The sequence below is a fragment of the Pseudonocardia kujensis genome, assembly GCF_021283305.1.
GTDB classification, from domain to species: Bacteria; Actinomycetota; Actinomycetes; order Mycobacteriales; family Pseudonocardiaceae; genus Pseudonocardia; species Pseudonocardia kujensis.
Genome location: NZ_JAJSOK010000009.1, coordinates 107,807 through 121,190, shown reverse-complemented (window position 1 = coordinate 121,190; position 13,384 = coordinate 107,807). Strand labels below are relative to the sequence as shown.

The 13,384-nt window shown below is 72.4% G+C and carries 9 protein-coding genes; 1 reads left to right on the top strand and 8 read right to left on the bottom strand.

The features are described 5' to 3' along the window. Position 1: 1 nt before the first annotated feature. The 8 genes from LWC35_RS09400 to LWC35_RS09365 form a co-directional block, all read right to left on the bottom strand. Complete coding sequence (locus LWC35_RS09400) at positions 2–2,131, bottom strand: heparinase II/III family protein (protein WP_232869695.1); 2,130 nt, start codon at positions 2,129–2,131, stop codon at positions 2–4. Positions 2,132–2,145: 14 nt separating this feature from the next. Continuing rightward, complete coding sequence (locus LWC35_RS09395; RefSeq protein WP_232869654.1) at positions 2,146–3,345, bottom strand: glycosyltransferase family 4 protein; 1,200 nt, start codon at positions 3,343–3,345, stop codon at positions 2,146–2,148. Further along, entirely contained in the window at positions 3,342–5,639 is a 2,298-nt protein-coding gene (locus LWC35_RS09390) for a glycosyltransferase (RefSeq protein WP_232869653.1), read from the bottom strand. The genes LWC35_RS09395 and LWC35_RS09390 overlap by 4 nt, the downstream gene beginning before the upstream one ends. Further along, entirely contained in the window at positions 5,636–6,715 is a 1,080-nt protein-coding gene (locus tag LWC35_RS09385) for a glycosyltransferase family 4 protein (RefSeq protein WP_232869652.1), read from the bottom strand. Before LWC35_RS09385 ends, LWC35_RS09390 begins: the two co-directional genes overlap by 4 nt. Then, the gene (locus LWC35_RS09380) at positions 6,712–8,235 is read right to left on the bottom strand and encodes an O-antigen ligase family protein (RefSeq protein WP_232869651.1); all 1,524 of its coding nucleotides are present in this window, start codon (positions 8,233–8,235) and stop codon (positions 6,712–6,714) included. The genes LWC35_RS09385 and LWC35_RS09380 overlap by 4 nt, the downstream gene beginning before the upstream one ends. A 19-nt stretch (positions 8,236–8,254) precedes the next feature. Further along, positions 8,255–9,874 (bottom strand): P-loop NTPase family protein, encoded by a 1,620-nt coding sequence (locus LWC35_RS09375; protein ID WP_232869650.1) that lies wholly within the window; start codon positions 9,872–9,874, stop codon positions 8,255–8,257. Positions 9,875–10,029: 155 nt separating this feature from the next. Beyond that, complete coding sequence (locus LWC35_RS09370) at positions 10,030–11,367, bottom strand: glutamate-1-semialdehyde 2,1-aminomutase (protein ID WP_372463024.1); 1,338 nt, start codon at positions 11,365–11,367, stop codon at positions 10,030–10,032. Between the two features lie 235 nt (positions 11,368–11,602). Further along, a complete protein-coding gene (locus LWC35_RS09365) occupies positions 11,603–12,703 on the bottom strand; it encodes a class I SAM-dependent methyltransferase (protein ID WP_232869649.1) in 1,101 nt (366 codons plus the stop codon). Positions 12,704–12,736: 33 nt separating this feature from the next. Here LWC35_RS09365 and LWC35_RS09360 point away from each other — a divergent pair, with 33 nt between their 5' ends. Beyond that, the gene (locus LWC35_RS09360) at positions 12,737–13,306 is read left to right on the top strand and encodes a dTDP-4-dehydrorhamnose 3,5-epimerase family protein (RefSeq protein ID WP_232869648.1); all 570 of its coding nucleotides are present in this window, start codon (positions 12,737–12,739) and stop codon (positions 13,304–13,306) included. Positions 13,307–13,384 lie beyond the last annotated feature (78 nt).

Genomic DNA, 13,384 nt, shown 5'->3' with positions numbered 1-13,384 from the left:
CTCAGTGCATCCCCTCGTCCGCCGGACCGTGGTCGTACGACACCGCGCCCGGCGTGGCGGTGTCGATCCGGACGGTGTGGACGCCGCCCGACTGCCGCGTCCACCGGACCCGGAGCTGGTCACCGGTCCTGGTGAGCGCGAGCCGGTCGACCTCCGGCCCGAGGACCGTCGCGATCGCCAGCGGCGCGGACTCCTCGATCGTGGCGTCGGTGACGGTGCCCACCAGAGGCGCCGGGCCCCATACCTCGAAGCCGTCCGACCACCACCCGAGCCGCCTCGACTCGTCTCCCCGGACCGCGAACGTGGCGAAGTCGTGCGTGGCGGCGGTCGACAGCGTCAGGACCGCGCGGGAGTCGCGCAGAGCACGGATCCGCCCGGCCTCCACCTCCGCCGTGACATCGGGACGGAGCGGCCAGCCGACGCGGAAGCGGTGGTCGCCGGTCCCGACGAAGAGGTCCACGACCAGCACGTCCTCGGCGGAGGGCAGCAGCAGGTAGCGGCGGTGCACGACGGGCTCCGGCAGGCGCAGGTAGCCGTCGTGCTCGGCCTCCACGAGCGCCCGGTCGAGGTCCACGGCACGGACGGTCGTCGTGGCGTGCCGCGTCCACAGGAAGGCGCCGCCGCTCACGGACTGGTCGAGGTCGTCCACGGTCGCCGTCGGGTGCATGGTCGTGCCCCGGAAGGCCTGACGCCAGGCGGGTTCGGCGTAGTAGCTCCCGGTACCCGGGTCACCGACCACCTCGTCGCCGTCGACGGTCACCGTGACGGCGAGTGCATCGGCGTGACCGTGGGCGGCCAGCGCGAGGTAGCCCAGCGGGCCCACGTCCATCGTCACCCGACGGCCGCCCCTGCGGAGCACGACGAGCCCTCCGTCGGGCGCATAGAGGTTCGGGAGGGTGCGCGTCGAGGGGCCGGTCGGTGCCTGGGTCGATGCGTCCGGGGCCAGCCACCGGGCCGGGAGGTCCGGCGTGCTCGCGTTGCCGAGGAACGTGTCCACCGCGGCGAGATGCCGGACCGCGGACGGCGCGGGATCGGCGTGCAGCCGGAGGGCGAAGCCGCCGTCGTCGTCGCCGTAGCGCGGGAGCGGCTCGCCGTCGGCCACGAGCGTCCCGAGGAAGCGAGAGCTCCGCGTCATCGCGTCGACGATCGCGGCCGGCGGATCGACCCGGCTCAGCCGCAGCAGCGCGGCCGGCAGCAGCAGGACCTCCACCGCGAACATCTGGTAGGCGGTCGACTGCTCGGCCCCGGCGCCGTCGGGCAGGATCTGCCGCGCTGCATGGGTGGCGAGCACGTCGAGGGCCCGTGTCGCTGCCCGTCGAGCCCCGGCGATCTCGGGGTGCAGCAGACCGACGGTGACCACACCGGCCATCTCGCCGAGCAGGTGGTTGTTGGCCGAGCTGAACAGGGAGCGCTGGCGCCACGCGCGGCGTGCGCTCTCGGCGAGGACCGAGAGATAGCGCTCGTAGCGTGCGTCCGTCAGCCGGGGCGCGGTCCGGAGCCCTTGAAGTGCCACGGCGATCGACAGGGCCCGGACCCCGGGCTCGAAGCCGCCGCGCCAGACGATGCCGCGACCCGGCGGGTTCTGGGCACACCAGCCGTCGAGGTGGGTGAACGCCGCCTCGGCGTAGCGCTCGTCGCCGGTGAACAGCCAAGCCTGGGCCAACCACACGAGATGCTGGAGGCGGTTGAGCTCCCAGATCCACTTCGGGTCCCCGTGGTGGACCCGGTGGTCGATGCTCTCCGACCGCGCCGACGGCCACCGAAGCCCCGTCCGGGGGTCGAGGTTCCAGTCGATCGCGCCGTCCGCGTACTCGACGGCGCGACCGCCGAAGAAGGCGAACCGTCCGCGCGCCACCTCGTCCGCGGCCGCGACCACGGCCCGGACGTCGTCCGGGCAGGCGGACGCGATGTCGGCGGCGCGAGAAGCGTCCAGCAGGACCGGGCGGTCTCTCGCCTCGCGGAATCCGCGGAACGCCTCGCCCGGCGGCTGCGGGCCGGCGAGCAGGGGAAGGTCGCGGCCGAACGGGGCGGTGGCCGTCGCCACCCGCGACCCGGTCCGCCACGCCAGTTCCGCCGGGCTCATCGCCCGCGCTCGCGCGGCGTACCAGCTCAGCCTGCTCGACAGGGCCATCGTGTCCACCGGGCTCAGCGTCGCGCGGACGCGGCGGTGAGCCGGTCGTAGAAGGCCAGCAGGTTCCGGCGGGAGGTCTCCCAGGACAGCTCCGCCGAGACACGGGCACGCCCGACCTCGCCCATGCGGCGCTGCTCCTCCTCGTCGTCCAGCAACGTGTCGAGCTCCTTGGCGAAGGCCTCGACGTCGTTCGCGGGGGCGTACACGGCGGCCGCACCGGCCGACACCCTGGCCTCGACCAGGTCGAACGACACGATGGGTCTTCCCATCGCCATGTACTCGACGACCTTGTTCATCGTGGAGACGTCGTTGAGCGGGTTCTTCGGGTCGGGAGAGAGGCAGACGTCTGCCGTGGACAGACAGGTCTGCAGGAAGTCGTCGGAGACCCGGCCCGGGAACTCGACCACGTCGTCCAGGCCGAGCTCGTGCGCGAGCCGCTCCATGTCGGGACGCGCGTCCCCGGTGCCCATGAAGATCGTGTGGAGGTCGTTCCTGCCGAGCTCGTGGTGCAGGTGGGCGAGCGCACGGAGCGCGTAGTCGACCCCGTCCTGCGGACCCATGACGCCGACGTAGGCGGCGAGCCTGCGCCTGCCCCGGCGGAGGGCGGGATCCGGCTCGCGCCGGACGAACCGGGTGAGGTCGGGAGCGCTCCGCACGACCTGCACGTCGTCCGGCCGCTTCCGCCCTCGGTGGATGGCAACCTGTCGGTAGCTCTCGTTGGTGCTGATGACGCCGCTCGCCAGGCGGAAGGTGATCCGTTCGAGGACCCGCGCGACGGTGTGCAACCAGCGCTTCCCCTCACCGAACCTCGACAGGAACAGCTCCGGCACCAGGTCGTGATGGTCGAACACGAACCGCGAGCCCCGGACGAGCAACGGCAGGACGGCCAGGAAGAGCAGGTCGGGCGGGTTGCAGGCCTGGACGACGTCGACGGGCCCCTCCCGGCGCACCCGCAGCGCGAGCCGAGCCGTGTGCCAGAGCGCGACGCCGTACTCGTGGACGTAGCCCAGCGGCCCTCCGGTGGCGGCACGCAGCGGGTACCGGAGGATGCGCACGCCGTCGAGCACCACGTCGGGCTCGGTGTCCCGCGCGCTGCCCATCGGGCAGATCACCACGACCTCGTACCCGGCCTCCGTCAGGGCGCGGCTCTCCTGCCACACCCTGCGGTCGAAGGGCACGGAGAGGTTCTCGACGAGGACGAGGATCCTTGTCATCTGCCCACCACCTCAGTCAGCAGGTCCTGGTAGCCACGGACGGTGCGGTCGATCGAGAAGTCCTGCACGGCCCGCTCGCGGGCCCGGGCTCCCATCGCGCGGCGGAGCCCGGGCTCCGCCAGCAACGTGCCCAGGCGGTCGGCCAGCGCCCGGTCGTCGCCGACCGGGACGAGGAACCCGTCCCGCCCCTCGGTCACGAGGTCCGACAGCGCGCCGCACCGCGTCGCCACGACCGGTACACCGGCCGCCATCGACTCCAGGACGGTCAGCGGTACGCCCTCGTGCACGGAGGACAGGCAGCTGACGTCCAGACCGGGGAGAAGATCCCGCACGTCGTGCAGCACGCCGGTGAAGCGCACCTGCTCGGCGAGACCGAGCTCGTCGACCAGGGCCCGGAGCGCGGTCTCCCGCTCACCCTCCCCGATGATCACCAGCCGCAGGCGCGGGTGGTACGGAGCCAGCCTCGCAACCGCCCGGACGAGGACCTCGTGCGCCTTCTGCGGGGACAACCTCGCCACGATGCCGAGGACCTCGTCCCCGTCGTCGAGGCCGAGACGGGCGCGGGCGGTCGTGCGGTTCGCGGGCGAGGGCGCCGGCGGGACGACGACGCCGTTGGGGATCACGACCTCGCGGGCCCTCCGCCAGGGCCGGCTGCCGACGCCTTCCCGGTCGCGGAGGTAGCGCCCCTGGCTCGGGGCCAGGAGCACGAGGGCGTCGCTCAGGAAGAGGGACTCGACGTCCCGGCGCGGGAGCACCCGCCCGCCGACGGTGGTGAGGTCCATGTCGTGCGCCGCGACGAGGTTCGCGATGCCGGCCAGCCGTGCGGCGACGCGTCCGAGCGTCAGCGCAGCGCGGTGGTGATGCGTCACGAGCACGACGTCGGTCCGCTCCGTGCGGAAGGTGCGCACGAGCCGGGGAACGGTGCTCAGGTCGTAGCGGCCGGATCGGGGCAGCACGTCCAGAGGGATGCCGGCGGCCCGGAAGTCCGCGGCGAGTGGCCCCTCCTCCCGCAGGCAGAGCACCCTCGGCGAGAACGTCGCCGGGTCCAGCCGCCGCAGCAGGTCGAGCGTCAGCTTCTCCACGCCGCCGACGAACGTCGTGTCGAGGAGCACCGTCACCCTGACGGGAGCGGCCGTGCTGCGTCCGGTGGTGCGCTCGAGGGCCGCCTCGGCGGTGCACACGGAGCGTTCGAGGGTGAACAGCTCCTCGACCCGTCGCCGGCCGGCGGCACCCATCGAGGCCCGGACGGAGGGATCACCGATGACCTTGAGCAGGGCGTCGGCGAGCGCGCGTGGATCCCGCGGAGGCACGACGTGGCCGGTGCGGCCGTCGTCGATCATCTCGGGCACGCCGCCGACGGCCGTGGCCACGGCCGGCAGTCCGCGTGCCATGGCCTCGAGGATCGCCATCGGGAAGCACTCGACCGTGAAGGAGCTGAGGGTCACGACGTCGATCCCGCCGAGCAGCCGGTCCACGTCGTGGCGCGCGCCGGCGAAGGCGACCGAGCCCGCGATCCCGAGCTCGGTCGCGAGCGCCTCGAGAGAGCTGCGCTCGGGCCCGTCGCCGACGATGAGCAGCCGTGCGTCCGGACGCTCGTCCAGAACCAGGCGCATCGCGTGGAGGAGGGTGGCGTGGTCCTTCTCCGGGCGCAGGACCGCGACGGCGCCGATCACCGGCGCCCCCTTGTCGAAGCCGAACTCCGCGGCGACGCCGGAATCCGACGCGCCCGGCTCACGGACGACGAAGCGGTCGACGTCGACGCCGTTGTGGATGACCTCGATCTTCGCGTCGGGATAACCGAGGTCGTCGACGAGGTAGGGGCGCTGTCCCTCGGCCACCGCGTAGTAGGCGCTCGTGACCCGATCCAGCACACGGTCCACGACCGCCCGCAGCCGGCCACGGGGCGTCACGTCGCCGCAGTTGTGGACCCAGACCACCGAACGCGGCACTCGGGTGAGCGCCGCGGCGACGCGCCCCAGGGTCTCGGCGTTGTAGCCGCGCGTGACGACGACGTCCGGGCGCAGCCGGAGCATGAGACGGACGAGCTGCCACAGCGCGCGCGGCGGGTCGTCCCGCAGGTGCAGCGCCCGAGCGGGGATCCCCGCGTCGACGAGTCCGGGGAAGAGGGCGCCCTCCTCCCCGATGCAGACCAACGAGACGTCGAAGCGCGTCGGGTCGAGGGCGGGGGCCAAGGTGGCCGCGTGTCGTTCGGCCCCGCCGACCCCGAGGTCGGGGACCACGAAGAGGACGCGGAGACGCCCCGACCGGCGAAGTGACCTGCGGAGCAGCCTCATCGGCGGCCCACCTCCCGGTAGAGGGCGTCGAAGCGACGCCAGACGACGTCGATGTCGAACGACGCGACGACCCTCTCCCGTGCGGCGGCACCGAGGGCGGCGCGCAGGTCGGCATCCACGACGACCTTGCGCAGCGCCGCCGTCAACGTTTCGGGATCGTCCGGCGGGACGAGCAGCCCGGACGTCCCGTTCTCGACGATCTCGGGGATGCCGCCGACGTCGCTCGCGACGACGCACACGCCCCGGGCCATCGCCTCGAGCAGCGCCATCGGCTGTCCCTCGCTCCGGGACGGGAGGACGAAGACGTCGGCGCGCTCGAGCAGCTCACCGACCTGGTCGGCGGACAGCCAGCCACTGACCGACACCGAAGACTCGAGCTTCCCGGCCGCGACGGCGGCACGGGCCCGGTCGGTCCCACGGTCGCCGGCCATCGTCAGGTGTGCCGACCCCGGCCCGTGTTCCGCGACGAGGTGGGACCAGGCGGTCAGCAGGGAGAACGCGCCCTTGCGCTCACCGATCTCGCCGAGGAACACGACGCGGACCGGACCCGGTTCGGGGGTCCGGCGCGGCGGCGGGACGCGCACCCCGTTGGGGATCGTGACGACCCGTGCGCCAGGAGCGATCGCCTGCAACCGCCCGGCCCACCGCTCCCCGAGCGCCACCACGACCTGCGCGGCCTCGAGCGTGCGCCGGACCACGGCCCGCGCCGCACGCGGAAGCCGGTCGTGGAAGGTCGCGAACTCCGAACCGTGCACGTGGACCAGCGTCGGGACGCGCAGCGCGCGGGCCAGCCACAGCAGGAGGGCCTTCCGGGCGAAACTGCCGTAGGAGGACATGTGCAGGTGCACGACGTCCGGTCGACGGAACAGCAAGGCCGTCCCGTACCGGGGCAGCGCGCCGAGATAGGTGCGGATCTTGGCGGCCGTCGACCCGTCGCGATGCGTCACGACGTGCCGGACCTGCCACCGCGACCACAGCGGCGTGCCCGCCAGCATGGTGACGTACGTGGCGATCCCGCCGCGGGTGGCCGTGCTCGTGGCGACGGTGAGCGCGTGTCCCTGTGGCCGTTCGTTCATCTGCTCACCGCCAGCCCCTCGGGAGCCATGGCTGCCGGGTGTCGTGGCCGGGTGCGGAGCCGGTCCGACGCGCCGACGGTGGCGCCGATCAGGGTGAAGGTGATGAGATTTGCGAAGTCGAAGTACCGCAGGTCGGCGGTGAACCCGGTGACCACCCAGACCCCGAGCGCCGTCAGCGCGATGAGGCCGAGCGGCCGCCCGCTGAGCATGCCGGTGGGTAGTCGTCGCAGGGCCCGGAGCAGCGCGGCGGTGAGGGGGAGGGCGACCCCCAGCCAGAGGGCCAGTCCGAACAGGCCCAGCTCTGCGGCGATGCCGAGCTCGTTCTCGTGGGACGCGATGCCGTACCCGCGTTCGAACTTGACGTCGGGTCCCCAGGTCTGATGGTAGACGGCGTTGACCTGCGCGAAGCGTGCGATCCCCCAACCCAGCAGCGGCTTCTCGTCGATGGCCCAGACCGCGGTCGCGATCGAGTTGAGCCGGTCGTCGACCTCGTTGGTGGAGGCGATGCCGCCCTCCGTCCGGTCCGAGCTCGTGAAGCTCGACCAGTTCACGGCGATCGCGAGCAGCGCAGCCACCAGCACGGTGACGAAGCCCCGCCGAGCTGGCCGCGAGAGCACGGCACACACGACGAGTGACAGACCGAAGACCAGCCACACCGCACGGGTCTTCGTGAGGTAGATCCCGGGGATGCAGGCGACCGCGGACAGCAGCATCACGACCCGGAGGTTGCGGCTCAGAGACCTGTGATGCGCAAGCATCATCGCCGTCACGAAGCCGACGACCATGATCATCCCGTTGACGACGGGCTGGTTCACCACACCCACGGCCCGTTCCGGATAGCTCGGATCGGTCACGATGTACGACGGGAACACGAGCTGGGGCGGCCCCGTGAACTGCAGGACGCTGACCAACGCAGAGTAGACGGCGGGAACGACGAGGAAGATCAGGAACCGGCGGACGCGGTCCTCACCGCCCAGGACCGCTCGCGCGACGACGAAGGCCGCGAAGGGCAGCACGGTCCCGGTGAGGATGAACCGGTAGACGACGATGTCCTGGCCCGTGCCGGGCTGGATCGGCGGCAGCTCGTGCGGCATCAGCATCGAGGCGACGTTCCACAGCAGGTAGGCGGTCATCGCCGCCTCGATGCCCGTGAACCGGAACCGCGCCCGCCCGGTGAGGCCGTACAGGAACGCCGACACGATCAGCAGGCACAGCACCAGGACCATGGGCTCGGCGGGGAGACCCGGGACCTGCAACGCGAGCCGCAGGAACGAGGCGACCACGAGCACCCCGAGGGCGAGGACCGGCGAGCGCAGGACGAGCAGCGCCACGACGCCGCCGACGGCCATGACGAGCAGACCGGTCGGTCCGGAGACCGGCGCCACGAACAGACCGGCCGCGGTCGCCACGGTCGCCACGACCAGGGCGGCGAGGGTGCGCCAGTACTGGTCCCGCTCCCCGGTGGGCCCCGTTCCGTCGAGCCGTCGCAGCCGTCGGACGGCGGGGTCGAGCCGAGCCATCACGACGGCGCTCGGCGCCTCACCGATTCGACGCACTGGAGGTGCCCGGCCCACTCGGGAGGTGGTTGCGGGAGGGCGTCCCGGCGAGGCGAAGCGTGTCCTCCACCCCGGATCCGTCCGTGGACGCCGACGCATCCCGGGCCGAAGCGGGCTCGAACGTCGCGGCCGGCTCGGCCCGCTCGGCGAACCGTGAGGGCTCGTCGACGTCGTCCGAGGGCTGGACCGGGGCGCTCGAGGGATCGGCCGGGCGGACCGTGTCGATGACGGCGCGGACATCCGCGCCCTCGAGCGGGGCCAGCAGGTCACGGGCACCGGTGACCGCGCGCCGGCGCGTCACGCCGCGCTCCAGGACGACGGCGACCAGGTCCGCGGCCGCACAGGCCGGCTGGCTCTCCGGGGCCTCGTCGAGCGGCGGCAGCTCGAGGAGCACGACGCGGGCGACACCTCGGGCGTCGTTCAGGGCCGCCGCGATCCGTTCGGGTGCGAAGACGTCGTAGATGTTGCGGTTGCCCAGATCCCCGCAGGGCAGCTCCACGAGCCCGTTGGGGTGGACCGTCGCCACCGAGCGCACGCTGACCCCCCTGTCGAGGACGTCGACGAGGCCGCTCCGCTCCTCGGCGGCCGAGGGAGCGTGGAAGTCGGCGCGGATCACGAGTGCGCCCCCGCGGCGGGCGGCGAACAATGAGGCCAGCTCGTCGACGAACTGGCGAGCCACCGCCGATCGGCTGGCCGGCGCGATCGCGATGACGATGCCCCTGGCCGAGCCGAGCTCGCCGTTGATGGTGATCGCGAGCCGCGCGAGGGTCCGGGCACGGTCCTGCGGGTTCCGGGACGCCGGCGGAAGATCCACCAGGACCGGCATGCCGAGGCGCTCGATGTCCTCGCGACGGCGCACACGGTCGTCCAGCAGGCCCAGCACCACTGCGAGCAGCGCGCCCAGGATCAGACCCGCGACGGTGCCGACCCCGATGCCGAGCAGGGAGCTGCCGCTCTTCGCGACGCCCGGCTCGGGCTGCAGTTCCTTCAGCGCGTTCGTGGCGTCGGAGGAGAGGTCGGTGATGCGGCCCTGAAGGGAGCGGATCTGGTCGAGAATGACGTTGCCCTCGGCAGCTGTGGTCCCGGGCGTCTGGAGGTCGTTGACGAGCCCGTCGATCTGCTTCTGGAGCTCGGAGGTCTGCCGGGACCGCTCGGCCACGAGGCTCTTCCGGATGTCCTCGCGGAAGGCGTCGGCGGCCCGGGCCGCCCCGTCCCGCGCCCCGGCCTCGGTCGGGGCCACCGCCTGGATGTAGAAGATCGGGCTCGCCGCGCCGGGCTTCGCCGACAGCTCGACCGCAGCCGGGATGCCCGTCTCCGCCCGCAGCAGTTGCTGGTACTCGGGCTTGTTGAAGTAGTCGGCGTAGCCGAGCGCGAGAACCGCGTCCTGCTCCGGCGCCCGGGTGTCGGACTGGCTGGTCACGGCGGCGGTCGCGGTCCAGGTGGTCTGGGTGGTCGCCAGGGTCCAGACGACGGAGAGGCAGAGCGCGATCCCGGTGACGATCAGGACGAGCATCCATCTCCGCGCGACGAACAGGCCGTAGCGCTTCAGCGGGGTCTCGATCTGGTCGGCTCCGCCCACACGCTCGGGGCTGTGATCAGTCAACTTCTCTGCCTTCCGGGAGAAATCCCATGGTGCGGGTCCGATGCCGCAACGTCTGGTTGCTCGCTGCGCGGCGGGCGCGCATTACCTCGGGCTCGGGTCCTCTCTGGAGGGAGTCCTCAGCGTGCCCACGGATCGTCCGGCCGGGGTGGCGGTGATCAGCGGAGCCGGCGCGGAGTTGCGAACAGCCGATGCGCCGGTGCCACGGGCCGGCCGGCGAAGAGCTCCTCCGGGCGCCCTGTCTCCAAGGCCTTCCGGTACGCGGCGGTCGCCGCGCGAGCGGCGTGGATCGTCTGCTCGACGTCCGCGTCGGTGTGGGCGGCGGAGATCACATAGGACTGACCGAGCACGCCGTGCCGCAGGATCTCCTGCAGGAACAGCGTCCGCATCGCCTGCGACGGGTGTCCGTCCGCGTCCGTCGTACGGAAGATCTGGCACGACGGCCGACCGAGTACCGACAGATGGGCCGCGATGCCGGCCTCGGCGGCGACGGTGTTCACGCCCTCGGCGAGGAGGCGTCCCTGCCGTTCCATCGTGGACACGGGATCGTTGTCCTCGTAGGCCCGGACGACAGCACGGAACGCCGCGAGCGACGCGGTCTCGGCCCCGTTCGTGCTCGACAACAGGAAGACACGGGGACGGTCGGTGCCCAGACCGCCGAGCTCCATCAGTTCGCGCCTCCCGGCGAGGGCGGCGATCGGGAAACCGTTCCCCATGGCCTTGCCCCAGGTGGAGAGATCGGGCGTCACGCCGTAGACCGCCTGGGCGCCACCGGCGGCCCAACGGAATCCCGTGATCGTCTCGTCGAACACGAGCACGACCCCGTGCCGGTCGCACAGCTCCCGCACGCCCTCGAGGTAGCCGGGCGCCGGCTCGGCGAGGGCCGTGGCCGCCTCGAGCACGACGCAGGCGATCCCGCTCCCTTCCGCCTCGAGCAACGTCCGGAGACCGTCGAGGTCGTTGTACCCGAAGGAGCGCACGAGGGACCGCGTCGCCTCGGGCACGCCGGTGTTGATCGGCAGCGTGCCGACGAACCAGTCCTGGGAGGAGAAGTAGGGCTGGTCGTGGCAGAGCGCCACGAGGTCCCGGCCGGTCGCGGCGCGGGCGAGCCGGATCGCGTTGCTCGTCGCGTCCGAGGCGTTCTTGCAGAACTTCACCATGTCGGCGCCGGGGACCAGGCGCAGGAAGTCCTCGGCGGCCTCGAGCTCGAGGGTGGTCGGTCGGGTGAACGAGACGCCGTCCGCGACCGCCGCCCTGACCGCGGCGAGCACGGGCTCGTAGGCGTGCCCGAGGGTCACCGCCCGCATCCCCATGCCGTACTCGACGAACTCGTTGCCGTCCGCGTCCCACACCCGGGCCCCGCGGCCGCGAACGAGCACCGGGGCCATGTCCTCGGGGTACTGGTCCGAGCCCTTCGCGAACGTGTGCGCACCGCCGGGCACGATCTGGTGCAGCCGTGACTGCAGCACGTTCGACCGCTCGAAACTCATTGTCACGCTGGCTCCTCAATCGCGAACCGCACGGTGGGGACGCGCCGATGACACCCGTGGCACCGACTGCCTCTCCCGGCATCGCGGCCGAGAGGACCCACGGAACCGGGACGAGCCGTGGGCGAGCACCGCCGGGCAGGCGTCCCCTCCGTGCGCCGCTGGATGACTCGGGCACTCACCCGGGCTCGTTACTCCACGTGGAAGTGGCTCGGGTGGACCGCGCGTCGAAGGCGCAGCCGGATCACGGGGACGCCGTGAGCGCCTCGAGGTCGAGCCAGGTGCCCCCCGAGCGTTCGACGCCGGGGAGGGCCTCCCTGACCTCCGGAAGGAGATCGGGAACGAACACCACGACCCTTTGCGGACGAGCGCGCAGCAGCTCGTCGGGACTGATGATGGGCACGGTCGTCCCGGGCATACGGCAACCCTGCTTGGCGGGGGAGGCGTCGGCGACACCGGCGACGAGCCCCTCCACCGGCCTCGCCAGGTAGAGGAGCGAGACGGCACGCGACGCGGCGCTGTAGCCGTACAACTGCGACCCGTCGGCCTTCGCCCTCTCGGCCACGCTGCGGAGGGAGGCGAGGGAGCCGTCGACGGCCGACTGCAAGAACCTGAGCGCGGCGGCGTCCGTGACACCGATCGCCAGCTCGCTGTCCACGAGCTCCGCAACGGACGAATCCGGCGCCCCACCGCGCGTGGCCGAGAGCAGGACCGTCCCGCCGTAGAGGCCGAACTCCGTGGCGGACTCGACCGTCAGGCCCAGCCTCGCGAGCATGCCGACCACCGAAGGCGTCGAGTAGTAGGCGTAGTGACCGAGCCGGACGGCGTTCCACTGTCGCAGCCGCAGGATCGCCGCCAGGCTGTGGAACTGGAACAGGAGACGACCGCCGGGCGCGAGCCGGTCGAGGAGCCCCGCCAGGGCGGCTCGTTGGTCAGCCGCGTGCATGAGACCGAAGGATCCGTCGACGACGAGGTCGGCGGGCGCGTCCGAGGCCGCCTCCGCGATGCCGTGCTCCGACAGCCCCGGTAGCCAGGAGCCGCCGTGCGGGGTCGGGCCCTCCGCGACAGTGCCTGCACCGTCGAGCAGCCCTCGCTCGGCGCACCACCGGACGGCATCGGCCCGTTGCAGGCTCAGCGCGGTCGGCTCGACGCCGACCGGCTCGTCGGGAAGCACGGCGTCGTCGGCGAGCTGTGCGAGTGCGCAACCGGCGCAGAGCCAGAGCCGCAGCGGGAACACCGGGTCCTCGCCGCCGGCGTCGATCGGCGGGAAGTACTCACAGGCCGGCTGATCGCCCAGGTCGAGGACGACCTCGCCGACGGTCGAGCCACAGAACCTGCACGCCATAACGTTCCCCCTGCGGGCGGCGACTGAGCTGTCATGCGGACAGAGCAGATGTCGCTCGCGGGTGTGATCGTGTTTCGGCCGACGCCGCACCACGACGAGAGGGGTTTCTTCACCCGGACGTTCGACGCGGCCGTGGCGGCAGAGCACGGCGTCCGCGCGGAGACGTTCCTGCAGGACAGCCAGTCACGGTCGCACCGCGGCACCATCCGGGGGCTCCACGGGCGGGGTGGGCGGGGCGAGGCGAAGCTGGTCAGGTGCGCCCGCGGTGCGGTCCTCGACGTCGTCGTCGACGCACGTCCCGAGTCGCCGACCTTCGGCCGGCACGAGTCGATCCTGCTCGACGACGTCGGCCATGCACACCTCTACATCCCGCCGGGTTTCCTCCACGGCTTCCAGGCCCTCTCCGACGATGCGGACGTCTGCTACCGGATCGACCGGGAGCACGATCCCGCCGAGGACCTGGCCGTGCGGTTCGACGATCCTGCCCTCGCCGTCGCCTGGCCGACGGCACCGACGGCCATGAGCGAGCGCGACCGCTCGGCAGGGACGTGGGACGAGCTCGTCTGCACCCTCGTCGGCCCGAGCAGGGTCCCGTCCTGGTGACGTCGACGACCCGAGTGGGGAGATCGGCCGGATCGTGGTGATCTGAGCTTCCACGCCCGGATCCTCCTGAGGACTTCC